General features: G+C 35.0%; 20 protein-coding genes. 7 read left to right on the forward strand and 13 right to left on the reverse strand.

Annotated features, from left to right (window positions below):
- Positions 1–31 precede the first annotated feature (31 nt).
- From EV201_RS13835 to EV201_RS13875, 9 genes are all read right to left on the reverse strand, one after another.
- Positions 32–1,081 (reverse strand): efflux RND transporter periplasmic adaptor subunit, encoded by a 1,050-nt coding sequence (locus EV201_RS13835; RefSeq protein ID WP_165389668.1) that lies wholly within the window; start codon positions 1,079–1,081, stop codon positions 32–34.
- A gap of 41 nt (positions 1,082–1,122) precedes the next feature.
- Positions 1,123–2,595, reverse strand: coding sequence for a TolC family protein (locus tag EV201_RS13840; protein WP_130308239.1), 1,473 nt, complete (start codon positions 2,593–2,595; stop codon positions 1,123–1,125).
- 52 nt (positions 2,596–2,647) lie between these two features.
- Positions 2,648–5,995 carry a golvesin C-terminal-like domain-containing protein gene (locus tag EV201_RS13845; protein WP_130308240.1) on the reverse strand — a complete coding sequence of 1,116 codons (3,348 nt, stop codon included), beginning with the start codon at positions 5,993–5,995 and terminating at the stop codon, positions 2,648–2,650.
- A gap of 11 nt (positions 5,996–6,006) precedes the next feature.
- Entirely contained in the window at positions 6,007–6,891 is an 885-nt protein-coding gene (locus tag EV201_RS13850) for an ABC transporter ATP-binding protein (RefSeq protein ID WP_130308241.1), read from the reverse strand.
- Positions 6,892–7,182: 291 nt separating this feature from the next.
- A complete protein-coding gene (locus EV201_RS13855) occupies positions 7,183–9,300 on the reverse strand; it encodes a hypothetical protein (protein WP_130308242.1) in 2,118 nt (705 codons plus the stop codon).
- A 4-nt stretch (positions 9,301–9,304) separates the two neighbouring features.
- Entirely contained in the window at positions 9,305–12,028 is a 2,724-nt protein-coding gene (locus tag EV201_RS13860) for a TonB-dependent receptor (protein ID WP_130308243.1), read from the reverse strand.
- Between the two features lie 5 nt (positions 12,029–12,033).
- Complete coding sequence (locus EV201_RS13865) at positions 12,034–12,720, reverse strand: hypothetical protein (RefSeq protein WP_130308244.1); 687 nt, start codon at positions 12,718–12,720, stop codon at positions 12,034–12,036.
- Between the two features lie 13 nt (positions 12,721–12,733).
- Positions 12,734–13,915, reverse strand: coding sequence for a DUF4249 domain-containing protein (locus EV201_RS13870; protein ID WP_130308245.1), 1,182 nt, complete (start codon positions 13,913–13,915; stop codon positions 12,734–12,736).
- A 150-nt stretch (positions 13,916–14,065) separates the two neighbouring features.
- The gene (locus EV201_RS13875) at positions 14,066–14,644 is read right to left on the reverse strand and encodes a HutD/Ves family protein (protein ID WP_130308246.1); all 579 of its coding nucleotides are present in this window, start codon (positions 14,642–14,644) and stop codon (positions 14,066–14,068) included.
- A gap of 107 nt (positions 14,645–14,751) precedes the next feature.
- Between EV201_RS13875 and EV201_RS13880 the strand changes: the two genes are divergently transcribed.
- Entirely contained in the window at positions 14,752–16,527 is a 1,776-nt protein-coding gene (locus tag EV201_RS13880) for a chloride channel protein (protein ID WP_130308247.1), read from the forward strand.
- Position 16,528: 1 nt separating this feature from the next.
- Here the strand turns inward: EV201_RS13880 and EV201_RS13885 are convergent, their stop codons facing one another.
- Positions 16,529–16,981, reverse strand: coding sequence for a DUF4268 domain-containing protein (locus EV201_RS13885; protein ID WP_130308248.1), 453 nt, complete (start codon positions 16,979–16,981; stop codon positions 16,529–16,531).
- 217 nt (positions 16,982–17,198) lie between these two features.
- On the opposite strand from EV201_RS13885, the gene EV201_RS13890 reads away from it, so the two are divergent.
- From EV201_RS13890 to rnhA, 6 genes are all read left to right on the forward strand, one after another.
- Positions 17,199–18,284 (forward strand): metallophosphoesterase, encoded by a 1,086-nt coding sequence (locus EV201_RS13890; protein ID WP_165389669.1) that lies wholly within the window; start codon positions 17,199–17,201, stop codon positions 18,282–18,284.
- 7 nt (positions 18,285–18,291) lie between these two features.
- Complete coding sequence (locus tag EV201_RS13895; RefSeq protein ID WP_130308250.1) at positions 18,292–18,960, forward strand: DUF4956 domain-containing protein; 669 nt, start codon at positions 18,292–18,294, stop codon at positions 18,958–18,960.
- A gap of 78 nt (positions 18,961–19,038) precedes the next feature.
- The gene (locus EV201_RS13900) at positions 19,039–20,106 is read left to right on the forward strand and encodes a hypothetical protein (RefSeq protein ID WP_130308251.1); all 1,068 of its coding nucleotides are present in this window, start codon (positions 19,039–19,041) and stop codon (positions 20,104–20,106) included.
- A 90-nt stretch (positions 20,107–20,196) separates the two neighbouring features.
- Positions 20,197–20,799, forward strand: coding sequence for a ribonuclease HII (locus EV201_RS13905; RefSeq protein ID WP_130308252.1), 603 nt, complete (start codon positions 20,197–20,199; stop codon positions 20,797–20,799).
- A gap of 341 nt (positions 20,800–21,140) precedes the next feature.
- Entirely contained in the window at positions 21,141–23,321 is a 2,181-nt protein-coding gene (locus EV201_RS13910; RefSeq protein WP_130308253.1) for a S46 family peptidase, read from the forward strand.
- Positions 23,322–23,465: 144 nt separating this feature from the next.
- A complete protein-coding gene (gene rnhA, locus EV201_RS13915; protein WP_130308254.1) occupies positions 23,466–23,921 on the forward strand; it encodes a ribonuclease HI in 456 nt (151 codons plus the stop codon).
- Between the two features lie 21 nt (positions 23,922–23,942).
- Here rnhA and EV201_RS13920 read toward each other — a convergent pair whose 3' ends face one another.
- The 3 genes from EV201_RS13920 to EV201_RS13930 all read right to left on the reverse strand — a co-directional run bounded on the left by EV201_RS13920 (position 23,943) and on the right by EV201_RS13930 (position 26,804).
- A complete protein-coding gene (locus EV201_RS13920) occupies positions 23,943–24,368 on the reverse strand; it encodes a hypothetical protein (protein ID WP_130308255.1) in 426 nt (141 codons plus the stop codon).
- A gap of 62 nt (positions 24,369–24,430) precedes the next feature.
- Complete coding sequence (locus tag EV201_RS13925; RefSeq protein ID WP_165389670.1) at positions 24,431–25,288, reverse strand: YjjW family glycine radical enzyme activase; 858 nt, start codon at positions 25,286–25,288, stop codon at positions 24,431–24,433.
- A complete protein-coding gene (locus EV201_RS13930; protein ID WP_130308257.1) occupies positions 25,263–26,804 on the reverse strand; it encodes a YjjI family glycine radical enzyme in 1,542 nt (513 codons plus the stop codon). Before EV201_RS13930 ends, EV201_RS13925 begins: the two co-directional genes overlap by 26 nt.
- Between the last annotated feature and the right edge of the window lie 101 nt (positions 26,805–26,905).

The following is a 26,905-nucleotide window of genomic DNA, read 5'->3' on the forward strand; positions in this document are numbered from 1 at the left end:
TTGAGAAGGTGCTGATTTCAAAATAACAAGCCTATTTTACAATTTTAATCTTCGATCTGTTTCTTAAGGTTTCAAAACCTTTAATAACTAAACGATCCTTTTCTTCCAAACCAGAAACGATCTGAACCTCTTTAGGATTTTCTAATCCAAACTGAACAACTCTTTCCTCAGCCAAACCCTTGTTTACCACAAATACGATATTCCCATTCTGTTTGCTTAAGATGATATCTTTAGGAATAACAATTGAATTATCGGCTTTTGCAACGATGATTTCACCTTTTGCAAACATTCCTGGACGCAATAAAAGCTTGGAGTTATTGATGTTGATAACCGCTTTGAACGATCTGGTTTCTGAGTTTATAGCAGGTGAAATTTGGGCCAATACACCACTTAGGGTATCACCAGGAATGGTATAGTTCACGATCTTAACTTTCTGACCCGTTTTAACCGAAGCGATATTTTTTTCGGCAAGATTAATTTCCATAAGAAGCTTGCTGTAATCCATAATACCGAATAGAGGTGAAGCAGCTTCAACCCTCGTATTTTCTGTGTAGTGGTTTAGACTCGTAATTGTGCCTGAAAAGGGCGCTTTGATTTTTAATTTAGCTAAACGATATAGGGCATCTTCGTATGCGTATTTTGCATTTATCAAGTCGATTTCAGCTTTTTTCACATCAGATAGTGTGACGCCTCCTTTTTCATATAAAGATTGTTGCTTATCGAACCCTTGTTGAGAAATTTGTAAACTTAATTCCTGAGATTTGATTTTGATATTGTTCTCGTATTCCTTGTCCTCAAATGCAATGATTTCAGTTCCTTCTTTTACAAAATCACCCAAAGCAAATTTTCGTCCTGTTGCAGGGTTAATTTTCAAGTGATATTTTCCTGCAACTTCACTTTTTACATCTACTGTTTTTACAGGATTTACGGTACCGGTTGTGCTGATGAATTTTTCGATACTTTTAGTTGCAACTTCCTTTACAGAAACCTGTACAGCGATGTCTTTATTGAGATCAGTTGCCTTATCGTTACAGGCTAAAAGGATGGCAAGACTTAAAATTAAGAAGGCGATTCGTTTCATTGTTATGGCGTTTGTATGGTATATCATGATTGAATTGGTGATTAGTCTTTGATCAAATTTTCTTGTAACTCCTGAGGAACAAAAGATCTGTTGTGTTCGAAATCCCAAAGGGATTGGATTTTCAAATTCAGCAGTTCAAGTTTGTAGTTGATTAGCGAGTTTGCAAGGTTCATTTTCTTTTCAGAAAGCTGATTTTGGAAGCGTTCCAAATCGATACTCGTCAAATCCCCATTTCTATAGCGCTCCAAATTGATGTTGTAGGTCAGTTCAGCATTCTTTTGATTTTGCTCAGCAATTTCGATTTGCTGTACCAGGTTTTTCAAATTTCGGTAGATCTTTCGAATGTTGATCGTGATATCGTTTTTTAAACTATTCATATCTATTTCGCGACTTTCGATCTCAAGTTCGGCAGCTCTAATTCGAGCTTTTCTCTCTCCCCAATCGAAAATTGGGATAGAGAAGGTGACTCCAACTCGGGGACTTTTGGTCGGTCTGTCGTAAACTTTCCGCCATTCCTCATTATTTCCCATCAGGCCAACCGAAAGATTGACGTTTCCTTTAAAAGCATTTTGTGCAGTGGTCTCAATCAGATCAAAATGGGCATTATTTAAATCGATTTGTCGCTGAGTCAATTCCAATCTCTGGCTTAAACCGTTTTGAATTGCTTTTTCGAGATCTACGATAACAGGCATATATTTAATATCTGTACGCACCGCAACATCTTCGTATAGAGAGATTCCCAAGAGGAGTTTAAATTCATCTTTTGCATTCTCAAGTTCTACCCGATTGTTATCTAAGTTGGATTTACTGGTCGCATAATTTAATTCGGCCTGATAAAGTTCTTCCTTAGCCGATAAACCGCCTTCAACCTTACTGGCAATAATCTCTTTGCTAACTTTCTGATTTTCAAACTCCTCCTCGGCAATTTTTAAAGCCATTTGTTTTTGATATATCGTGTAAAATGCTTGATTTACTTGTTTTTCCATATTTAGCATTTGTATGGAGTAGGACAGGGTAGCATTTTCCAGATTTAACTCATTACGAGTCAAATCCATCTTTGTTTTATTGAATGTGAATAAAGGTTGATCGTATTGAATGTAAAGCGAGTTGTTGTATCCGGCATAATTCGAAGTACTTGCTTCAGAATAATTATCCTGATAGCCAAATTCATTACTTAAGGATAAACGCCCATCAGATAATTTTATGGGTTGTGAAACCGTAAATATTCCTTTAGAACCCTTATTCTCGGAGGTATTCCATTTCGAAAAATATTCGTTGTAAGATTCTGTCTTGTCATAGGTTATAGGAGTAATGTCAAGAGTGAAACGTGATCGTAATGAAGCGAGTTGAGCATTTAGGCGTTCTTTATTTTGCTCCATGTTTATTTTCGATTTTTTAATATCGGGACTGTTCGAAAAGGCTATTAAAAGAGCTTCATCAAGAGTAATTTCTTTTTGAGCTTGAGAGCTTAGGGAGCTGAATAGAATTGCTCCTGCACATATTAAAATCTTCATTAATACAAGCTGTAGTTTCGTTTTGATCATGCCTTATATAGTTTCTGGTTATTTACTTGTTTTCGACCCACTTAATTGCATCTGCAAAAAGGTAAGCTCCTTTGGATTTATTGGTTAATTCAACTTTTGAAGTTTCTGGTGTAATGAAATAAGTTCCCAGATAGTTCCATCCATTTTCCAATTCCTGATCACTCTTATTAATCTCTTCGAATCCGGATTCGTGATAGATTTTAAAATTATAATCCGTCTTTTTTTGTTGCCTTCTTCGGCTATATCCACTTACTTTCTCGATATGACAGAATACATCGTAATAAGCCCCCTTTTTGAGATCTGCTTTCCAAGTTGCGGAACGATCACCTTGTCCTGATTTTGTAAAAAAGGCCGAACGAACATATTTTCCAAAGAAGCCGGAACGAAGAACATTTTTCCATTCATTAGGCGGGTTCCATGTACGCAGACGAGAATACTCGTGAGTTGAAATACGGTTTTCATCTATCCATTGTTTCAAAGAACTTTTGTTTGATACCTGAACGTATTCGAAACCTTTGTCTTCGTTGTCAACAACAAATTCGTTATCGGCAAGAATGCCTTCAAATGCCTCACAATCCTTTACATCATTGAAAAACTTTGTTTTTTTCGTTTCCGAAAATGTACTGAAATCGTAAACCAGACTATTAGGTAAATTTTCAGAAATGTGAGTCGAGATATTCATTCTGCTTGGTTGAGAAGGAAAAACAAAACCGATTTCACGAGCTGAATTTGCAGGAATGAAAATAGATTTAGAAAAGGGTGGTTTTGAATTCCCTTGATTTCGGCGATTTCGTCTTCCGTTTTGATCATTCAATTCAACACTAACCGTGACTATTCCATCAGACGATTCCGGGTTTGAAATTTTGTATCGAATTTGATATTTGATGTGATCACCATCTTTTACTTTGTAGGTTTGGAGATCTTTGATTAGAAATCCGGGTAGTTTATTAGTGGTGTACCAGTTTTTCACATCCTCCTCAATCGATTTACCGCAATTGAGTTTTATCAAGTTATCAAAGTCTGTAAAGCTGAATTTTCTGTGTTTGTTATTTTCGATATAAGATTTGATTAAAGTATTAAATTTCGCCTCTCCATAGCGAGCTTTGAGTAATGAAAAAAGATGTATGCCTTTGGCTTGCAGGATATCATTCAGATAGATTTGTTCTTCATTTTTATTTGAAGGTTTCAAACCTGTTCTTGTAATGTCTTGAAGAGATGCTTTCTTCAACTCCAGATTAATCCGTTCTTCTTTGCTTATTCCATCGAATCGCCATCGAGAATACGATTGTGATGTGACATTCTTTTCTTTCAGATAAACTCCCAAAGCCATGTTCAATGCCGGATAATCTGGTGAGCTTAATTGTGTTGAATAGCCATAATAGTTTGGAAATGGCGAGTAGGTGTTTCTATCAATACTATTGAATTGATACCATTCTGTTGCAGAGGGCATTATATTGCTACGGACAAATTGTTTGAACATTCGTGATTGGAGTTCCTCATCCGAGACTTCTTCATTGTCACGCTTCATCCGTGTTTCAAATCGTTTTTTTCTCTTTTTAAAATCTGTTTCCTTCATTAAAACACCTTTCTCAGGATAAAAAATAATTTCAGGTTGGACTGCATCACTACTGATAGACCAAATGTGTTTATCAAGTGCAAATTGAATGGGGACTTCGGCTAAAGCGAATCGCTTAAATGGATATTCTAAATCCAACTTCGTTTCGTATTCGTTTTTCAATTCCCGTATTAATGAGGGTAAACTATCTTGTATTGAATCAAAATGTTGCAGGAAAAATTGATTCCCTTTGATGGAATAGATAGAATATTCTATAGAATCAACAGTTGTACGATATTGTTGATAATCTCCAATCAACAAACTGATTTTTGGAAGTGCTGATTCGGGTTGGAATTCAAAAACGCTATCTGAAAGAGTTGTTCGTTTCCCTTGTGAAATAGGTATTAGATTGTTTTTTGTATGAACTTTTAGTTTGAAATTTGTGAAATCAGGAGAATGCAAAACAGGATTGAGAGAGGCAAAGCCTACCCCCGAAATGGGATACCACAGAGCTTCATTCGTTAGACAAACAAAGTTGTTCTGTAGATAAGAAAATCTTTTCCTTATTCTGAACATGACTGCATTGAAATTATCTTCTACAAGCTTGGGATTAAGATCGAGAAAGTGGATTCTTTCATCGATTGAACCTTCGTAGCAAATAACCAATTCGGTATATTTTGCCTTATTCAATTTATTAGAAAGCGCGATTTTGAGCAAATGAGTCTCTCTTTTATATTCCAGCTTTTTATTATTTTCGGTAATAGAAGTAATTTTCAAAGAAGGATTTAAGCTAAAGAGTAAGGTATCTAATTCTGAATTTGATGAATTGTAAAGTTTGAGTTTACTTGCTGCTGATATTTTTTCACCTAGGTGATTTAAATCGATATGGCAATCTCTAATTTCGGCTTTCGGATATGAGAGGTATTTGTTATTTAAACTTATAACTTTATGCCTAAATGAATCATTATCAACTTTTATATTGATGTATTTCCAAATTAATCCACCACCGCAAAGAAATGCCAGTAAAGCCAAATAAATTGGTAAAGAAACCAAGCGTTTGGATTGGGGTAAACGATTCAATTTTGAGATGGTAAAGAAGATGAAGCCTATTCCTAAGAAGAAATAAATTCCCCTATGTATGATGACTTCAGTAAGATTTCCAAAGCCCCCAATCGTGGAATTCATCATTGGCACTTGATAGGCGATATAATCGAAGATGTGATAGAATTTTGTATTCAGATAAAAAATAGTGAGCGCAATATAACCTAGAAGGATGATAAAGGTGATGGCCTGATTTTTCAATATCGTCATAAAAAAGAAGGCCAAACCAAGTATAAAAACCAAGGTTGGTACTGAAATCAAAAGGGGGTAATATAAGAGTTGCAGCACACTTTGAGAAGACTCATTACTTAAAAAAGAAAAGCCAATCCCCATCAATAGAATCAAGATATTGAGAATGATAAAAACGGTGATTATTCCAAAAGATTTTCCAAGAATATACTCACTATTGGTCATCGATCTTGCATAGATAACCTCAACGGAGTCGTTTTTATTATCCTGTTTTAAAAACTCGGAGGCTAAAAATATGGCTACAATTGCTTGTCCTAAATTGAGAATAATTAGGTTGGCATAAGGGATAGCAGCAGGTAAGGCTCTAAAAATCCATGGCGAATCACTACCTTCTACAAAAGCAGCAATATTAAAAATTCCAACGAAAAGGATTGATAAGCCTGCAAATATCCTGAAAAACCAGGATCTAAGTAAGGTTCGGGTTTCAAATTTAGCGACAGTACGAATTGTGTGAATTGAGATCATATTTATAGTTGCTAAATGAGTTCTGAAGTTTCTTCCATGAAATAAACATAGGCATGTTCAAGGTTTGGCTCAATTTCTATGGCGTTTTTTAATTGACTGCCATCGCCTATGAGTTGAATATCCCATCCTTCCTGAGTTGGAATCGTAGAAACAACTGCGTATTTATCTTTGATTAAATCATATTCGTAGCCAGATGTACTGACTTGCCAAACGTGCCCCTTAGCTTTTTCTATTAAAGCTTCGGGTGTCCCTTTAAAAGCCAATTCTCCATTATTTAATAGGGCAAGGTTATTACAAACACTTGATATGTCACCAACAATGTGAGTTGATAAAATGATGGAAACATCTTGCTGGCTGATTTCAGATAAAATGTTTCGAAATCGAATTCTTTCTTCAGGATCAAGCCCCGTTGTGGGTTCGTCTACGATAATTATTTTAGGATCGCCTATCAATGTTTGAGCAATTCCTAATCGACGTTTCATACCTCCGGAGAGCTTGTTTGCATCGCGTTCGCGAACATCGAATAGACCGACTTTCTCTAGCCATTCATCAACCTTATTTTTTCTCATTTGTTTACTTCTGATACCAGCTAAAGAGGCTGCATAATCAAGAAATTCCCAGGTTTTTAATTTTGAAAAGAAACGAAAATCCTGGGGTAAGTAGCCGAGTATACTTCTTATTTCTTTTCGGTCTCTGTGAAGATCGAATGAGTTGAAACGTGCAGTTCCTGTTGTGGGTTCCATTAGGGTAACCAATATCCTCATCAGGCTTGATTTTCCAGCGCCATTAGGGCCTAATAAGCCAAACATCCCATTGCCAATTTCCAGATTTATATTATTGAGAGCTTTCTTTCCGTTGGGATAAATTTTGCTGAGTTCATTGATATTAATCTGCATCTAGAGGCATGTTTTAATTCAAGTTAATGATATTCGGATTCGATGACACAAGGAAAGCTTGGTATCATAATTTTATATTGAATTTCTATCAAATATACAATTTATGCTAAATTATCTATGTTTGATAATTCAATTTTAGATGAAGTCTCTTGTTTACCTGTTCTACACATGACATAAGACAAGAAATGAGCTGATGAGGTTACATTATCAGCTCAAAGATTTGATGAAAAAATAAATATTTGAGGAACTTGGAAAAAAAAGGCTCAGCAATTTAGTTTGCTGAGCCTGTTGTTATTCTATTAAAATACTTTGTTTTATTACGATCGGTTCTCCTTTTTCAGAGATTCCCTCAACAGTTAGTTCGTATTCTCCCTCTACATCACTACTGATAAATTCCAAATTGAAGTCTTTATCACGAGTCAGTTTTATATTGGGCTCCCAAAGTAAATCGGTTCTAAAGTCAGCATAGTGTTTGGGTTGATTTTCTTTTGCTTTTAAGTATTCAACATCTTTAGTAAAGAGAGGTAAATAATATCGTTCGGTATTTTTTGGAAGTTCAGATAATTGACAATCTTTTTGCTTTGATGTAACACTTATGATCCCATATAAGTGTGATGTACCATAATAGTATTCGTATGGTACAATCTCTATTTTATCAATCTCCTTTGAGTTTTTATTCAGTATTTTGGAAGCGTCAGATAGGATAAGTCCATCGAAGAGGATCAGAGGATCTTGTTTAAAAGTATGAGCTGCATCTGGGCTGAAGACATACATGTGGGGCTTCTTTTTTCTGTACTTAATTTTAACAGTAGCTATGAATTCATGGAAATATTCTTCTAGTGAATCCAATTGTACATAATTATCTGCTCTGATGGAATATTTAGTTTCTCCATAAAAGTTCTCTTGTCCTCTGTAGAGACAGGTGTCTTTTATCTCACAAAAAGTTTGTTGTTTGTAAATATCTCGGATCCTTTGATTTTCGTATAGCTGTTTTAGATAGGCTAAATATTTTCCTTTAAGTTTATGATGATCCCAAGGTATGGGAGCGACTCCTCTTGTATTGAATTTATTTTTTAGTTCAATATTTAAATCTAATTTATTTTTATTTACAACTTGGATTGAGATATCGTGGAGACCTTTTTTGAGAGGTAAATTAAAATAAAATTGACCTTGAGCATTCGTACGAAAAGTATTGATGTCAGCATAAGCTCCAATTTTTGAAAGGAATATATTTTCATTGGCAAATGGGATTTGTGTTCTTCTATTTTTAACAGTACCCCCTATTGTATATGCCTCATTTTCGGGATATCGATTGGCGTTTACTGTATATAAGTTGGCATTTTTTAGCCAGAGTGTTTCAGGACCATTTTCCACAATCCAGCTTTTTTTTTCAACTTGATTAAATTTCTCATAATAAGGCAGCATATTTGCACTAAAATCTTGATAGAGATTTAAGTAATCAATAATATTTATTGAAGACTGATACGGTTCTTTTAGTTTTATACTTGCAGACAAGAATAAACTATCCGCATGATTAGAAAGATCTTCTAAATGAAGATTTAATTTTATTTTTTCTCTTCTTGAACTTGTTATTCTGGGTTTTTCAATAAAAAGACCTTGATGTGGTTTCTGTATATGTATGACAGCCGTTCTTATAAGGTGATTTTCTTTATCAAGAATACTAATATTATAATTTGACGATTTTAGGTCTTTTATAGGTAGTGTTACCTCCCAGTTTTGTTGATTGAATTGAAACTTTTTTTCTAATGTTTTACCACTTCTGCAAAAAAGCTGTAATTTGTAGGGTTCATTAATTTGGATGCAGTTATTAGCAATTGAAATTCTAAGAATTCTGTTAAGATCTTCAATTTTTGTTTTTATTAGTATATTCTCTTCTTTCTTTTCTGAACTGAGATGAATTAAATCGTTGTTCTTTAAATCACGAAATGCCCCGCAAGAGAATTGCGTTTTAGGAGTCTTATTATCTTCAGTAATTGGGTTGTTGAATATGAAAATTGAACTGACACTTATGAAATCAGGGGAGCTTGTTTTCATCCAATGAGTATATGCATTTATGGCATAATTCCCAGTTGGGATTTGTGTTGACGTGATAAATCCTCCTTCTCCCATACCATGTTCTAGTATAACATCTGTTTGAGCCACAGGATATCCATTTTCTCCGATTAATTCAACATACGCGACTTTACTAATTCTGGATAATTTTTGATCTTCAGTGTTAAGACAATAAAGTTTGAAATGTATAGCTTCTCCGGCAATATAATTGTTTTTAAGTATATGCACATGGATGCGTTCACTGGCATATTTTATAGTCTCACCTTTAACTTGAAGATTGATAGAATGAACTGCTATCAAAATGAGAAATATATATATTGATATCTTATTATTCATAGCTTTAGAATTCAATGTTATAAGTTATAGTAGGAATAACTTCTCCGAAAATAGATAGTTTATAACCTACCAAAAAGTTATCTTCTGTTTTGAAATACACTGAGTATGCGTTATTCCGACCAGTAAGATTATATAAACCGAAAGACCAAGATGTATGGTACGGTTTGTTTTTCTTTAAATTTCCTTCAACTAATAATGTAACATCTGTTCTGAAATAGTTGGGTAATCTGTATTGATTTCTGTCAGAGTAATGTATTATTGGTACATTCTGTAGTTTATATTTTGCTGTCGGGAATGTTGCGGGGCGACCAGTGTGATATACTAAATTTGTAGAAAATATAAATCGTCTTGATAGCTTAAAATTTAGGAAGACCTTAAGATTATGAGGTTTATCATATGGGGCTCGATACCATTCTCCATTATTTACAGCAAATTCGCCAGTTTTATCTTTTGACTTTAAATAGCTTCTCGAATAAGAATAGCTAATCATAGCATTAAATCGACCTGAATTTTTGCGTAATAAAAACTCCAATCCGTAGTTTTTACCATCTGCATTTAAAACTTCCGTTTCAGTTAATTCATTTAAATAGAGTTCAGCACCATTTTTATAATCTTTAGCATTTTTAATATTTTTCCAATAAGCTTCCACTGAAAATTCAGCTAAAGAGCCTAAGATATTGCGGTAATATCCCAAAGAAAACTGGTCGCCTATTTGAGGTTTAAGATAACGATCGCTAAGTTTCCATGTGTCGGTTGGAGATATCGAAGTTGTATTAGATAATAAATGGATGTATTGGCGTGTTCTATTATAACTAGCTTTAATTGAATTATTATTATTTATGGTATAGTTAGTTGAAAATCTTATTTCAGGGCCATGATAAATATTGTTGAGTCCACCCGAAGTACTCCGAATTTCTGTTCTATTGAGGCTACTGGGTATGCCATCTTTATATTGTGCCTCTTGTCTTTTTCCAAGATTACCATATAATGAATAACGCAAACCAGCTTCAGTATTGATGAATCCTAATAGGTCAAATTTAGCTCCAGCAAATATTGCTGTTTCTAAGCTTTTCTCAAGATCAATTTTATACATTTTAATAAATGAAGATTTTGAGTAAGGGCTTAACTCTCCTGGACTTATTTCATAATATTTTGCTGCTGCTCCAAAATCAAGTTTGGTAAATATATTTTTGTCATAAGTGAGATGAGATTTAAAGCCAATATCTTTAACTTTATGTGTGAGCTTAAATGCATTACTTGGAACATCATCTGAGGTTATATCATACGAGAAACTTGTGAAATGAGCACTGTTTTTCATTTTAAGTTTTTCACTGAAACGATATCTCCAATTGATAGAACTAACAAAATTATTGAAATTATAAACCGTGTCAGAATGTAACTGAAATTCGTCCTTACTTTTATAGTAACTAAGTTCTAGTTGATTTTTAGAGTTTGGCTTATATAGTATTTTTCCGTGTAAGTCTGAAAAATCAGATTTTGAATCGACTAATTCTTTTGAGTCAATTTTCTTGATAATCCAATCCGAGTAGGTAAATCGGAATGAATTCATTATTGAGAGTTTATTTTTCAGTAACGGAAGGTTGAAATATGTTTTGGTGGTAATGGGGCTGACTCCAACTTTTCCGCTAAACTTGTTATTAATACTCTCAGAAGAATGAATATCATATGTTGATGAAATACGACCGCCAAATTGGATGGGAATACTTGATTTGTACAAGTTTGCATCTTGAATTAAATCGTTGTTAAAGGCGGAGAAGAAACCAAAAAAATGAGCCGGATAATAAATAGGAGCATTATCAATTAGGATAAGATTTTGATCAGAAGAACCACCTCTTACGTTAAAACCAATTGCCCCTTCCCCTGAACTTTCAACTCCAGGGAGCATTGTTGTACTTTTAATAATATCTGGTTCGCCTAATGCAGATGGTAAGCTTTCAATGTCTTTGGATTCAAAGTGTTCTAATCCCATTGCAGTTCGCTTAATTTTATTGTCTTGGGCAAATACTTTAACCTCTTTAATGGCTCTAGTCTCTTTTCTCATTTGAACATTTAAACGACCACTACCTCTAAGGTTAATTTTACGAACAGTTTGTTTTAGCCCCATATGTTTAAAATTTAAAACATAACTGCCTTGAGGTAATTCTATTTCAAAATAACCATTATCATCAGAAGTTACACCTTTTTTCTTCGTCGGAAGGAATATCTCAACACCATTTAGAGGTACTCCTGCTCCAAAAAGGCTAATATTTCCAAAAACTTTAGCTTTTTTATGTCCGATTGCAACTCCAACTTCATGGATAATATATTCTTGTTGTTGTAAAGTCGAGATATCGTTCTTAAATTCTTCTTTAGGTTGAGTATCTGGTTGTACTTCGACTTCTTCTCTTTTAAGATTAAATTCCTGATTTAAATCCTCAAAATCAGTTAGAATTAAGTTGTTCTCTCTAATGATAAATTGGACTTTTGTTTCAGATAAAATATCAGTTATCAAGCTGTGAAGATCGGTGTTTGAGTAGGCTTTTTTAAGCTTAATATCTTTAATCCAAGTTTCATAATAAAAGGTATGAATTTGGTATTTACTTTCGAGTTCTTCAGTAAATTTTATAAATGACATGCCTTCGTACCCAATGCTAATTCCCATTCTGTTTTGAGCAGAAATGGAATTAATAGACATAAGACAGAAGAGGAGGATGAGTATTTTTTTCATAGTATTTACTGGTCAAATTTTGAAAGTAGAACAATTACATCCATTGGTGTTTTGGCTCGTATTTTTAATTTATTATTTCTAATAAATCGTTTTATCTCTTTCTTTTTTGAAGGGAAAATCTCAAGTATATCATTTTTTCTATTGACGGGTACAAGCTTATCATCTTTAATTAAATATAAGTCGTTGTTGATGGTATATTTAAAATTTTTAGATCCGTCAGATTTAAGTGTCTTGTGTTTTTTTCGGTTGATGACATATTGGGTATTATTAAATTTCACAATTTGATAATAATCGTTAGGGGCTAATTTTTCATGAATTAATTTTCCTTTAAGAAATTCATATTTAATGGATGAGTCATCAATACTAAAACCGTCAAGAAAATAGGGATTGACGACGATATACCTTTTTGTTTTATATTCTGTTTCAATACTTGTGATGATAGTTTGTGATGATAAATCATATGCAAATTCAATATTATCGTATTGAATTCCCTTGTAAAGGAATTTTCCTTTCAAGTCCATTCTTTCCAAAAAAAACTGTTTTGCCTCGGAGATAGATGTGTTGGGAACCCAGACTTTACCATTTTTAATCATATTTATATTTGTTCTGGGTGTAGGTTGTCCATATAAATTTGGACTGCATCCTAATTTGCTAAGGATTAGAATGGAAATGATTAGAAGTTTCGTTTTCATAGGTATTAATGGATTAGGGCCAAAATGAAGGTTTTAATGGAGAGTAAATTAGGTTGCAATCATAACAATACCCACGCCTTACAGTGTATACAATTATACCATCGAGCACTTCTGAAGATATCTCGATATAATTTTCCCCATCAGGGGGGACTAAAGTCTGGAAATTTTCACATCCTTTAGAAAAATCTGAGAATTTCATATTGAAGTCTGCAGTGGAAAATATTTTATTTTTAGAGTTTACTGATGAGGCTTCAAAATACCCCAGAACAGAATCATCAGAATTGCAAGCACATATGTTTCCAGTTATATTGCCTGGAATGTTGTCATAAATTCCGCCATTGTTCTGATTTATTTTCTGCATGCTTTCCCAGAATTCATAGCTTTCCAAGCTGATGGAATATAAAGAAACATTTAAAAAGTAAGCGTAGTTGAGTTTGACTTCTTCTTGGTTTACGAATGAAGTGGCAAGGTGATTGAATTGTTTGATATCATACTGGGATCCATCAAAAACTGAAATATTGTTGGATATATTGTAGGGATAACATATTCGTGATGGATTATCAGTAATTGGGCGAAAGTAGGGGCTTTGCCATTCCCAACTTTCTTGATAATCCCATTTCAGGTAAATATTCTGATTTGTATTCGATTTAGCATCTACAAAAAAGCCTGCACCCTTTAGTTTTTCACCATCAGGCATTATTTTAGTTATTTCTTCACCGTAAATTTTCTCAATTTCTATTTGAGGAGGGATTGTTTCCGGAGTGGATTCGTATTTCTTTCCATCTAAGGTCTGTATTTCAATCCAGTAAGAATGTCCAACCTTTCCTTTAAAATCAGGGGAGATATTATGGTAAAGCCCAGGTGTCGTTTCTGTAAAGCTGTCTGAGTTTCCGTCATTATCATAAATTGATATAACGGCTCCTATCTCAGGTAACAGGGTGTCTGCTATGTTTATACTAACTGTTCTAAATAATCGGACTTCATAAGGACCTTGACCATTTGTTATTTTTCCATCGATAACAAGGGTTGATACATCTTCATTGGTGTCTGGGTAAAATTTTTCAGTGCAAGAATTTAATAATATTAGCAAGACTGAAAAATACAATAATTTTTCTTTTAAGAGCATTATGAATAGGGGGTTAGGGTTTGCATAAAAATAACAAATTAATTTACATATAAATATGATGGTGTTCATTTTCAGGGCTTCTGGATTTAATTTATAATAAAAAAGCCATCTCTTTTCTTATGAGATGGCCACGTTTCTTTTGATAAGTAGGGGTTCTGATGAATTTTATCAGAACAATATTTTTTGACGAATTTTACTTTTTGTGTGATTAAAAATAAATCATAATGATATTTCTGATATAATTAAATGACTGTCCTGTAATGCTGAGAATTTAAGCTCGTCCTGAGAAGGATTATCAAGAATTAATAATTCACCTTTTTTTAAGACGAGATCGTTTTGTTCGATATTTAGACCTATTTTTCCTGTATAGAGGTAGATGAATATCATAGAATGCTTGGAGATCGGGTAATCAGTTGCTTGTTTTTGCAAAAGAGATAGCGAACTTAATTCACCCTTGGTTTTTCCTCTCGTCATTAAATTAAAATCGGTGCACATTCCTACTGATGAGGTTTCCCAATCACCTTCGAATGCATCAACATCAAATTCGTGTAGTATTTTGTTATAATGATTTTTGTGCGAAATTTTTATTTGGCCATCAAGAATCATAATTTTTCTTGAGACACCTGGTAGAGAGGTGAAGTTTGATTGTTCAACTTCAACCTTAGCTGTACTTAATCTGAAATCGAAATTTCTCAGTCCATATTCAGCTGTTTCGGGATAGATATAGAGTTGGGTGCTGGTTCCACCTGACCAGTTTATGGTCTTAAAATTTTCTGCGTGTATGATTGAAAATGACATGGGATTTTAACTCTTAGTTTATAATAATTAAGTCCAAACTTAATAATTTGTTTTTCCATTCACATTCTATTTGGTAAATTAGAAGGTAACAACTCCAAATAAGTTTCATGGCGAAAACAACTCGATGGCGGCGTTTTTTAATATGGAGACTCCGTCATATCAATAACCGGACTTTTATTTTAATACTTAGCGTTCTTGTTGGGATCACTTCCGGCATGACGGCTCTTGTATTAAAAACGGCCGTGTATAGAGGGAGGGAATTTCTTTTGGAGGGCATAAACTGGAGCTATCAAAACTATCTGTTTTTTCTTTATCCCATGATGGGAGTGGGTTTGACATTGGTTTTCAAAAAATACATCATCCGCGATTTTGTAAAGCATAATATAACCTCTCTTTTGCATGCAATTTCAAAACGAAATAGTATTGTCAAACTACACAAGACTTATTCCTCAGTTATTGGGTCGATCATAACCGCAGGTTTTGGGGGAAGTATTGGTCTTGAGTCACCCATTATATCCTCAGGTGCAGCGATAGGGTCAAATATGGCCCGAAATTTTCATCTCAACTATAAAGAGGTGACTATTATGCTGGCTTGTGGAGCCTCGGGAGCCATTGCGGCTATCTTTAATACCCCTATTGCCGCGATTGTCTTTGCTTTGGAAGTTTTATTGATTGATTTATCCCGATTTTCCTTAATTCCTCTTCTAATTGCATCGGTTAGCGGGGCGATAACGACCAAATTATTTCTTGATGAAAGTATTTTAATTGAATTCACTATTACGCATCCTTTTGAAATAAAAGACATTCCATTTTTCATCCTTTTAGGTATTTTATCGGGTCTCATATCCGTGTATTTTACGAGAATGTTTCTTTGGATTGAAGGACGGTTTGGAAATATTCGCCTACTCAGAAATAGAATGCTAATTGGCGGATTGAGTTTAGGTGTACTTATTTTCTATTTTCCGGCTCTTTATGGTGAGGGATATAATATGGTTAAGGCTTTAATTGTAGGGAACCTTGAAGAAGTGTTTCATTCTAGTCTTTTCGAAAATTATACCCACGTTGGTTATATGGTGGTGATTTTTATTGGGGCAATGGTTTTTCTCAAGGTTATTGCAACTTCAATCACAATAGGTGCGGGAGGTATTGGAGGTATTTTTGCACCTTCAGTCTTTACAGGTGCTATGCTTGGTTTTCTTTTTGTGTATATTATCAACCATTTTCAATTAGCAGAGCCCTTATCAGCCAGCAATTTCACCTTGGTAGGTATGGCAAGTGTGCTTGGAGGGGTATTGCATGCGCCTTTAACGGGTATTTTTCTGATTGCAGAAATTACCAGTGGTTATGAATTGATTGTGCCCTTAATGTTGTCGACGACCATTTCATTTATCACCGTAAAAAGTTTTCAAAAAGAGTCTATAATTACGATACAGCTTGCGCAAAAGGGAGAATTGATTACACACGATAAAGATCAGGCAGTTCTCCGATTTATGCAGCTTTCAAAGGTTATTGAAAGAGATCTGTTAAGTATTGATGAAGATGCAAATCTGGGTGACTTGATTCATGTGATATCCAAATCGAAAAGAAATATTTACCCGGTACTTACCGAGGAGGGGTTCCTAATAGGCGTTGTTCTTCTCGATCAGGTTCGGGATATCATGTTTAATAAAGAGATGTACGATACGCCTATTAGTAACTTGATGATTATGCCACCAGCGTCGATCTCTTTTGAAGATTCAATGGAAACGGTTTTGAAAAAGTTTACTGAAACCGGAGTCTGGAATTTACCCGTTTTAGATAATGGAAAGTATATTGGTTTTGTTTCGAAAGCCAAGTTATTTTCTGCTTATCGTCAACTTTTGGTTAAAATCACAGCCCAATAGTTTAGGCTTTATACATCACAACTTCTTTCACATCAAGAAATGCTTCTTCAAGTAGTACCATATGCTTAAAGAAAAAATCATAACATTTTTCCCAGTCTTCCTTATTAAAAATTGAAACCTCAGGAAGCTGGTAGTAGATCACACTCACTTCTTTGAAACCTTTTATAAAGTAATGTTTGTTCCAAACTAATTCTTGTCCGCAAGTTTCATTAATTACAGGTTTGTATTTTTCAAAACGTTCGAAGACAGATAACCTGTTTGTATCCAATTTGCTGTCAACTTGAAGCATTACAAAAGCACCTTGTTCATTTAAATCGAATTTAAGCTGAACTTCTTTTATTTGCGTTCCCTTTAGTACCCAGGAAGTCATTTTGCGCCCCTTTTTCTTAGAGTACCGCTTAAATCCATCCCAAAATCCAATCTTTATAGCTTTAGCTTCTTCCTTTGTGTACATTTTGTCTTCTATTATAAATAAACCAATTTTAGCAATCAGGTATGATTGTCGTCTGTCTTTAGAACTGCAAAATTACGGATTCCTTAAGATTAAAAGGTCTTAGAAAAGGATAAAAAAATAATACTATCTTTAAATTTCAAATACCTGGAAATTAATGTCTCGATATAATATATTCAAATACCTGTGCCCGCTATTACTCTTACTTTCTGTTAAAAGTATGGCATATTTTGATCCTGATTCGACTTATATTGATTCACTTAGGGTGCCTAGTTATATTGAGGGACCTCATGTGAAATACAGTGCGCCAAATCGAGTTGAGGCTTTTTATATCAAGCATGATAGTTTGAAAAATAAAACGAAAATTATTCGTAAATATTTTAGATATAAAAACGACACAGTTCGTTTCAAAGGCTTTGCGGGCACAGATACGGCAGACTATATCATCCCCCGGAATATTAAACCGCAGTCGAGTTTGATTCAAACGGAGGGGAAGATTGCTGTTTTTGGAGATATACATGGCGAGTATGAATCCTTGGTTGCTATGCTGCGTTACAATAAGATTATCGACAAGCATAACAATTGGATTTGGGCAAATGGGCAACTCGTTTTTACAGGTGATGTTTTTGACCGCGGGGATAAAGTTACTGAGTGTTTGTGGTTATTATTTAATTTGGAAATGCAAGCGCAAAAAGCAGGAGGCAATGTTCATTTTCTTTTGGGCAATCACGAAATGATGGCCCTGTTGTTTGATAATCGTTATGTTGACGATAAATATTTGCATGCAGCACATGCATATAAATATCATTATTCTCATTTTTTTGGTAAACACACCATCCTTGGTAAATGGTTGAGAGCTCGAAATACGGTAATCCGTATTAATAAGCTCCTGTTTGTTCATGCTGGTCTATCACCTAAATTTATGGAAAAGAAGATGAGTATTCAGAATATTAATGAGGGGATGCGTTATCATATCAATAATTACACTGAGCTATCGGATACTTCCATGGTTGATTTATTCTTATATTCAGAGAGTCCTTTGTGGTATAGAGGCTATCTTTCAAGGACTGAAACATATTCGAGAATAAGCCTGAGTGAGGTGGTTCAGACTTTAGATTTTTATGACGCTATAGTTATTATATTCGGGCATACACCCGTTGCTAAGGTTTATCCTTTTTATTCGTTTAAACTGATTGCAATGGATGTCCCTATTGGGGATCCGAATTTTATTGACCAAGGCTTATTGATAGATAATCAGATGTATTACCGTATATTTGCACACAAGGAAAAAGAACGAATAAAATAGATAAAACATGGATCTACTTTTAAATTCACCCGAGATACCCACAGAAATGTTAGGAGGCAATTTTATTGATTTGGTGTTACGTTTTGGACTAAATCTTTTGGCAACCATATTCGTTATTATATTCGTCTATTTTAGAGCGACAGGTAAGCGGTCTTATGTGTTCACCTATATTTTAATTTCAACAACCATATTCTTTTTGTGTTTCCTTTTGGGGAGTATCGATCTGCAATTGGGATTTGCATTAGGTTTATTCGCCATATTTGGTATTATTCGTTATCGAACCGATACCATTCCAATTAAGGAAATGACCTATCTATTTTTGGTCATTACGCTTTCTGTAATTAATTCGTTAGCTAGTATAGAGGTCAGTTTGAGTACAATTGTATTTACCAATCTGACTTTGATGGCAACCACTTGGTTGATGGAAAGAGTTTGGATGAAGCGTCATTTGGCTCGAAGAAGTTTGATATACGATCGGATGGATTTAATTCATCCAGACAAGAGGCAAGAACTAATAGATGATATTTATGAAAGAACTGGCATTGAAGTTGTTCGGTTCAAATTAGGCCAAATTGATTTGTCAAAGAAAAGTGTGAGACTCACTATTTTTTATAAAGAAGATATTACCCCTAATGTTCTTTCTGATCCGGAAATGTCTGATAAAGACTTTGAATAAGGCTTATATACTTAATCTCTAAATGTGAGATTTTCATAATATTGAATCTTTAGACTTAACTTTAATAATAAGCTCCAGATGAAATTATCATTTAAAATAACTGTCTTATTTGCTTTGCTTTTCTTCTTTGCTCAAGGTTCATATGCCCAAGTTGAAGAATTGGATAAGCCATATGTCGCCTCTGATTTATTTGAATCTGACACATTAATTGAGTTATCCATTACTACAAATCTGAAGGAACTCATAAAAGATACGGGAAAGAAGAGCAAATACCATCAAGCACGTTTATCCTACCATCAAGGTGATTCTATTGTCAGTATAATAGTCGAATTAAAAACGAGGGGGCATTATAGAAAAAATAAGAATGTGTGTGCTTTTCCACCACTTCGAATCAAATTCAATCAAGCAACTTCGAGTTACACTCTTTTTCACGATCAAGATAAATTAAAAATTGTGGGGCATTGTCGTAATAGTAATCCCCGGTTTCAGCAGATGGTTTTTCAAGAATATCTGATTTATAAAGCCTACCAGATTCTAAGCCCGGAAAGTTTCAGAGTTCGTCTGGCAAGGGTGACTTACAAGGACAGTGCTGATGAAATAAAGCCCTTAACCGAATACATTTTCTTTATTGAAGATTTTGAAAAAATGGCCAGGCGGAATGGCAAAATTCCAATTTATAAAGAACGTATCCATCAGGAGCATACAATGATATTTGAGGCGACAAGGATGGCTGTATTTCAATTTATGGTAGGTAATACCGATTGGGGAGTCCCAACGCTTCATAATATTAAACTGATTGCAAGTACACCTACATCCCGACCTGTAACTGTTCCATACGATTTTGATTGGTCTAGTTTAGTAAATGCACCTTATGCCGTTCCAAATGAAAAACTGGATGTCGATAATATTCACCAAAGGCTCTATAGGGGCTATAAGCGGACACCTGAAGAGCTGGAGTTTGTGTTTAAGGAGTTTAGAATGAAGAAGGATGCGATTTATTCGCTTTATCAAAACAACACTTTACTTAATGAGAAAGAGAAAAAGCGTGTTCTGGATTATTTCGACGAATTCTATGAAATTATTGATGACCCAAAGCAAATACAACGGTTTTTTATTGATGATGCTCGCCAGCTGAAGTATAAATAATCTGATAAAAGTTCCTCTTTTGTTTTAAGCAATTTTTAAAAAGTTTTTCTTTGTACCCTCAAAATCACGAATCATCAGATATTAATAATAATGGGATTACTTTTAGCATTTGATAAAGATAAAATTGAGGCAGGTTGCGATGAAGCTGGTCGAGGTTGTTTGGCTGGACCAGTTGTAGCAGCAGCGGTGATTCTTCCTCCCAAATTCAAGAATGGCATTCTTGATGATTCTAAAAAGCTTAGCGAAAAAAAACGATATGCCCTTAGAGATATTATTGAAAAGGAAGCCTTAGCCTGGGCTGTAGGAATTGTTAGTCCTGAGGAGATTGATAAGATTAATATTCTGAACGCTTCTTTTTTAGCTATGCACAGAGCCATTGATCAGCTTGGTGTTAAGCCGGAGCAACTCTTAATCGATGGGAATCGTTTTAATCCTTATCACAATACACCACATCATTGTATTATAAAAGGCGATGGGAAATACTTATCTATAGCCGCAGCTTCTGTTTTAGCAAAAACATATCGCGACGATCTGATGTTGGAGATGCACAACAAGTATCCTGCATATGATTGGGATAGTAACAAAGGCTATCCGACAAAAAAACATCGACTAGCCATTCGTGAATTTGGTATCACACCGCATCATCGCAAAACGTTTGGTATGCAACCTGACCAACTGTGCTTAAAATTGTAGGTGATTTCAACGTCAAAACAACACGTTTTTTGAATTGTTGATATTTAAATATCAGATGATTATGTTTATTCTGTCCAGTGAGTTGACTGAATATTAGGATGAGTTCAACGAGAAAATTCCCGAGTTAATCTAAATTAGTTCTGAGTACAGGTTGTTAATAGTTTGATTTGTAATGTTATACATACATTATTGTTTTTGCTTGCGAAGGTCGCTTATTTTCAGATTCAGGAATAATATTAACTTTGTGTTCTTTGGTGTACTTATAATCAACATTCATTAATAGTGGAGTTACTTACCAATTGAAAGTAAGAACTTCACAATAGATTTTAAATTAAAACAAAATGAGAAAATTAGCATCATTGGTTTTGGTTTTAAGCCTTTTGTTGAGTTTTAGCCCTGCTAAAGCTGACGAAGGAATGTGGCTTTTATCATTACTTAAGAAACAAAATGTTGCAGAAATGCAGGAAATGGGCCTTAAATTAAGCGCTCAGGATATTTATGACATTAACAACAATTGCTTGAAAGATGCGATTGTTGGTTTAGGAAGAGAAGGAAGACCTTTCCGTCATTTCTGTACTGGTGAAATTATTTCTGATCAGGGATTATTTCTAACCAACCACCACTGTGGATTCCCGTCTATTCAATCTCACTCTACAACTGAGCACGACTATCTTGCTGATGGTTTTTGGGCTTATGACAAGAGTGAAGAGTTGACTAATGAAGGCTTAACTGCTTCTATCTTGGTTCGTATGGAAGACGTAACGAAGAAAGTTTTATCAACAGTAAATGATAAAATGACAGAAGATGAGCGTTATGCTGCAATTGAAAAAGTTGCTAAAGAAATTGAAACTGAGACAGAGAAAGATTCAGAATACAAGGCTAGCGTTAAAAGCATGTTCGAAGGCAATCAGTACTTCCTTTTTGTTTATCAAATTTATCAGGATGTGCGTTTGGTAGGTGCTCCTCCATCATCAATGGGTAAATTTGGTGGTGATACCGACAACTGGATGTGGCCACGTCATACTGCAGACTTCTCGATGTTCCGTATCTATACCGATGCTAACGGAAAACCAGCTAAATATTCACCTGATAATGTACCATTGAAACCTAAGCATCACTTACCTGTTTCAATTAAAGGTGTTCAGGAAAAAGATTTCGCAATGATTATGGGTTTCCCTGGAACTACAAACCGTTACCTAACTTCTTTTGGTTTGGAGGAAACAATGAAAATTACGAATCAGAATCGTTACGATATCAGAACAGTTAAGCTGAATACTCTTAAAGAAGATATGGCTGCTGATCAGAAGATTCGTATTCAGTATGCTTCAAAATATGCAGGTTCGGCTAACTATTGGAAATACTCAAATGAGCAGAATAAAGCTTTAAAGAGCTTAAACACAATGGCTGCGAAAAAAGAGATTGAAGCTGATTATTTAGCTTGGGTTAATAAAAAGACCAAAAGAGTTGCTAAATATGGCGAAGCATTAAACTTGATTGAGAAAGCTTATGCTGATCGAAAAGAAACTCGTAATGCTTTATCATATCTAGGTGAAGCTCTTTTACAAGGTCCTGAAATGTATATGTTTGCAGTTAAATCTACTGGTTTAATGAAGAAACTATCTGCTGAGGAACAAGATAAAGACGCTATAACTAAAACTATTGAAGGCCTTAAAGGAGCTGCAAAAGCATTCTATAAGGACTACAATATGTCAACTGATCAGAAGTTAATGGTTGCTCTTTTTACCAAATATGCTGAAGATATTGAATTGGAAAAACGTCCCGAGATCTTTAAGGTAATCGCTGAAGAATACAATAACAACTTTGGAAAATTCGCAGAAGCCGTTTATTCAAAATCAGTATTTGCTAATCAAGAGTCCTTTGATAAGTTTATTGAGAATCCAACTGCCGAAGCTATTTCAAATGATATGGCATTCAAAGTAGGGAGTTCAATAATTGATGCATATAGAGCGATTGCCGGCGAAATGAGTGCGGGTGCTGAGCAACTTCAGAAAGGTAAGCGTTTGTTTGTTGACGGTTTATTGCAAATGAACAAGAAGAAGAATATGGCTCCGGATGCAAATTCAACTTTGCGTCTTACTTATGGTACTGTTGGCGGTTATTCTCCTAAGGATGCTGTTTACTACAAGCATTTCACAACTCTTAAAGGTGTGATGGAGAAGGAAGATGCGACAAATCCTGAATTTGTTGTTCCTGCTAAATTGAAAGAATTATACAGCAACAAAGATTTTGGTCAATATGCAGATCAGGATGGCAGACTTCACACGTGTTTCTTAACCAACAGTGATATTACTGGTGGTAATTCAGGTTCTCCTGTGATTAACGGAAACGGTGAATTAATTGGTACTGCTTTTGATGGTAATTCTGAAGCAATGTCTGGCGATATCGATTTTGAAGATAACCTACAAAGATGTATCAACCTTGATGTTCGTTATACTCTTTTCATCATTGAAAAATACGCAGGTGCTAAAAACCTAATCGAGGAGATGACTATTGTAAAATAATCTCTCTTAAGATATTATCAGTTTAAAACTGAGTCTATAAAATAAAAGGATGTTCGATTGACCGAACATCCTTTTTTGTTATCTTAATATCCACTAAATTTGAGCAGAATATCATATTTGTATCTCGAATAAATCGAAACTTGAATGGGAAGAAAAATTACCATGTATACCGATGGCGCATGTAGTGGCAATCCTGGCCCTGGAGGCTACGGAACTGTCTTGATATCGGGCAAACACCGCAAAGATTTAGCAGAAGGATACAAATTAACAACCAATAACCGTATGGAGCTTCTTGCCGTAATCGTTGGTTTGGAAGCTCTGAAGGAAGAGGGGTGTGATGTGACAATTTATTCTGACTCGAAATATGTTGTTGATGCGGTTGAGAAGAAGTGGGTTTTTGGTTGGGAAAAAAAACGTTTTAAGGACAAGAAGAATCCTGATCTTTGGCTGCGATTTCTTAAAATATATCGCAAACATCAGGTCAAATTTATTTGGGTGAAAGGACATGCCAATATACCTGGTAATGAATTGGCCGATAAATTGGCAGTAATGGCTTCTCAAAAGCCGAATCTACCTGAAGATACCGGATATAAAGCTTAAGTATTTCTCAGAAAATTTCCTTTAGCTTATAAGAATGAAGAAGGTAATTGCCAGCGTGTATAAACCAATCAGGATAATCAACAATATACCGATATAACGGTAACAGGCTTTTAGTTCCTGAAAAGCATGTCTTAACACATCCTGATCATTTTGATTTAGTGCTCTTCGGGTATATCTGGCAAAAAGATAAAGGTAATTCGAAGGAAAATAAACCAATAGGGCCATTAGTAGGAAAAAGAGAGATATTGCTAGTCTGGGTAGTTTGAAATTGAGATGACATTCGATGTTGGCAGCGACAAATGGGAAAACAATTGTAAGAAGCAACAAAATGCCAAGTTTGATAAAACCCAGAATGGCCATAAACTTACCCCATTGGGCAATTTCCCGGAGATAGTTTTTTGATCGCTCATCGATACAAATAGGCTTGAAATCTGTTGTCTCTTTCATAACGAAGGAATTTAGCACATCCTTTAAGTTACAAAATTTCAGTGAGAAAATATGGATTCTAACTAGATAACAATGAGCTGATGTTTGTCAGCCTTAAGTATTTTGACTGCTTGCTCTATTTCCTGCTGAGTGGGTTCTGACAGATAATGATATTTATCCCGAATACCATGCTTACGTAATTTGATTAACACTTTTCTTACCTCAGGAGAAAGGGATTGTATCAAATTTGATATGTTTTCGATTTCTGCTTTGTCGTTATTAAAACCCGGTACAAGTACAAAACGGATTTCATCTAACTTGTTTTCGGAGTTTAGATATTGAATTGATTTCAATATTTTTTCATTTGCGTAGCCCGTAATTCTGTTGTGATTTTGAGGGGAGTATGCTTTAATGTCAAGCATGAAACCATCAACCCAATCGAGTAGAAGATCCCATTTGTTTTGCTCGGTATTTCCATTGGAATCAACCAAAATCGAAAGTTTATTAAGCTCAGGATGCTTTTTTACTGCAGTAAATAATTGATGTAAGAATTTTGCTTGCAACATGACTTCGCCACCTGAAACTGTAATTCCTGAAATAAAATTCTTTACCTCAATAATCTCTGAAATCAGGTCATCAACAGTCATCTTCTTATAGAAAGGGCTGCTGTTTTCAGGACAATTTTTTAAGCAGGAGTCACAATGCGTACAGGTACTCGTGTTATGTATGATGTGTTTGTTCGAGGCATCAATTTTTAAACTTTGTGTCGGGCAGTTTTGTACACAAAGCCCGCACATATTGCACAGTCCGATCGTGTGTGAATTGTGACAATACATGCAATTGAGGTTACAGCCTTGAAAGAAAATAACCATTCTGTTTCCGGGGCCATCAATCACACTCGATTTGATGATGCCACTAATATTGGCCTGCAGTTCGCTCATGTGAATCAATTCTTTTTGCGATACGCTTATCGACATCGGCATTATCCATAGAATTGGCTGCAAAAAGTGCGCTGCCATATCTTGAACCTTCCTCTCTAAAATCTTTCAGATCACTTCGGCGAACCAAGTAGCCCGTAATTCGAATAAATTCACTATTTGATAAGTTAAACGTGAACATTCGCATTCCCTTTTTAAAGGCCCCTTTGATAATATCTACAATAGCAGAGGGGTTTCTTTTAATGGTTTCATTAAAATGGAATATGTCGCTAATCCCCCCATTGAACAAATGATGATGCGGGGCGACGGCGTTTATGTGAGCGTAAATATCAGGTTCTTCGCCGATTGGAATTCGGGCTCCGGCGGTTTCTTCAATATCGATATCTATTCCTGATTGGGAATGGAAAAAGGCTTTGCCATTATTGGCTTCACAATATGGTAATTGTCTTGAATCAACCTGCCTTTTCATTTCCTCAAGGATTCGATGTCCCAGTTGATTGGCTACTTCATCTTTACCATAGCTGAAGTTCTGACCACTATTCTTCATCAATTGATTCACGCACTCTGCTAGGGCGTAGAAACCAAACATAGCAGAGAAGTTTTTAAGAGATATGATACCTTCCTGAGCCAGAAAATCGTTTTGAAAATAGTTGACTGTTTCAACCAAATATTTAATCCTTGCTTCAATAATGTCCAGAGTCATTTGGCAATATTTAGGAAGGGTGTCTGATATAAAAGCTTCGGTACTTCCTTTGTGACTGTCCGTAATTTTTTTCAGGTTAAGACGAATAAGAGTATGAGAACCGCCGCCTTCGGGCAGGGAATTATAACAGCTTACAACACCATAATCAGCTTTAAAATCGGCAGCCGTCATTTTGTGGTTGGTAATATGAGGTTTCGCGACTTCGAAAACTGTTTTTGCAGCCTCAATTAGAAATTCTTCAGATGTTTTATCTGTATCGTATTTTAATGTCAGATTTGGAACCACCTGTTTGAGTTCTCGCTCTATTCTCAATATTGTCCGGGCAATCACATTATCCTCAGGACCAATGTTGGCATGAACAAAAGCGTCAGGCAGAGTTCTGTCGATGTATCGCCAAAAGAGTTTTAACTTTTTGTAAATAGCTTCCTCTGATAAATCGCTTACAAAGGGAAGTAATAGCTGATCGATATTCCCCAAATAAACCGAATAACCAGTTATTGAAGGGATATGAACATAAAGAATGGAAAGAAAATTGATGGCTTCATCCAAATCTGTTGGCGGTTCAAGTTCGAGGTATTTTACCCCTTTTTTTAAAGCCAACTTGTAATCAGGAAGAATGTAGCGGGGGCGATAGGGTGCTGAGCCTTCGAATAAATCACAAATCACCTTCTCATTTAAAGCAGTCATCGCTTCGGTCGATACCTCAGGATAGCTTTGTGTGCTTTCGGCAATATAGGCTAAGTGGTGTTTTTTTTGCTTGTAATCCAGACTTCCATCTGTTAAAACTGTGTGGACTCTATTCTTAATCTCTTCCATAATCCGGTTTTTCCTTTTCGCTCAATATTCGTCATCAAAAATAGCTAAATCCCACTTTATATAAAATCTTCTTAAATGTAATCTTTTACTATCAGCAAAAA

This window comes from Ancylomarina subtilis (genome assembly GCF_004217115.1).
In the GTDB taxonomy this organism is placed as follows: Bacteria; Bacteroidota; Bacteroidia; order Bacteroidales; family Marinifilaceae; genus Ancylomarina; species Ancylomarina subtilis.

Excerpts from the sequence above, each read along its gene's own strand:
- EV201_RS13835 (WP_165389668.1), bottom strand. The coding sequence starts at position 1,081 with ATGAAACGAATCGCCTTCTTAATTTTAAGTCTTGCCATCCTTTTAGCC.
- EV201_RS13930 (WP_130308257.1), bottom strand. The coding sequence starts at position 26,804 with ATGGAAGAGATTAAGAATAGAGTCCACACAGTTTTAACAGATGGAAGT.
- EV201_RS13840 (WP_130308239.1), bottom strand. The coding sequence starts at position 2,595 with ATGAAGATTTTAATATGTGCAGGAGCAATTCTATTCAGCTCCCTAAGC.
- EV201_RS13910 (WP_130308253.1), top strand. The coding sequence starts at position 21,141 with ATGAGAAAATTAGCATCATTGGTTTTGGTTTTAAGCCTTTTGTTGAGT.
- EV201_RS13865 (WP_130308244.1), bottom strand. The coding sequence starts at position 12,720 with ATGAAAACGAAACTTCTAATCATTTCCATTCTAATCCTTAGCAAATTA.
- rnhA (WP_130308254.1), top strand. The coding sequence starts at position 23,466 with ATGGGAAGAAAAATTACCATGTATACCGATGGCGCATGTAGTGGCAAT.
- EV201_RS13925 (WP_165389670.1), bottom strand. The coding sequence starts at position 25,288 with ATGAGCGAACTGCAGGCCAATATTAGTGGCATCATCAAATCGAGTGTG.
- EV201_RS13890 (WP_165389669.1), top strand. The coding sequence starts at position 17,199 with ATGGCATATTTTGATCCTGATTCGACTTATATTGATTCACTTAGGGTG.
- EV201_RS13870 (WP_130308245.1), bottom strand. The coding sequence starts at position 13,915 with ATGAACACCATCATATTTATATGTAAATTAATTTGTTATTTTTATGCA.
- EV201_RS13860 (WP_130308243.1), bottom strand. The coding sequence starts at position 12,028 with ATGAAAAAAATACTCATCCTCCTCTTCTGTCTTATGTCTATTAATTCC.
- EV201_RS13895 (WP_130308250.1), top strand. The coding sequence starts at position 18,292 with ATGGATCTACTTTTAAATTCACCCGAGATACCCACAGAAATGTTAGGA.
- EV201_RS13885 (WP_130308248.1), bottom strand. The coding sequence starts at position 16,981 with ATGTACACAAAGGAAGAAGCTAAAGCTATAAAGATTGGATTTTGGGAT.
- EV201_RS13905 (WP_130308252.1), top strand. The coding sequence starts at position 20,197 with ATGGGATTACTTTTAGCATTTGATAAAGATAAAATTGAGGCAGGTTGC.
- EV201_RS13845 (WP_130308240.1), bottom strand. The coding sequence starts at position 5,995 with ATGATCTCAATTCACACAATTCGTACTGTCGCTAAATTTGAAACCCGA.
- EV201_RS13880 (WP_130308247.1), top strand. The coding sequence starts at position 14,752 with ATGGCGAAAACAACTCGATGGCGGCGTTTTTTAATATGGAGACTCCGT.
- EV201_RS13855 (WP_130308242.1), bottom strand. The coding sequence starts at position 9,300 with ATGAATAATAAGATATCAATATATATATTTCTCATTTTGATAGCAGTT.
- EV201_RS13920 (WP_130308255.1), bottom strand. The coding sequence starts at position 24,368 with ATGAAAGAGACAACAGATTTCAAGCCTATTTGTATCGATGAGCGATCA.
- EV201_RS13900 (WP_130308251.1), top strand. The coding sequence starts at position 19,039 with ATGAAATTATCATTTAAAATAACTGTCTTATTTGCTTTGCTTTTCTTC.
- EV201_RS13875 (WP_130308246.1), bottom strand. The coding sequence starts at position 14,644 with ATGTCATTTTCAATCATACACGCAGAAAATTTTAAGACCATAAACTGG.
- EV201_RS13850 (WP_130308241.1), bottom strand. The coding sequence starts at position 6,891 with ATGCAGATTAATATCAATGAACTCAGCAAAATTTATCCCAACGGAAAG.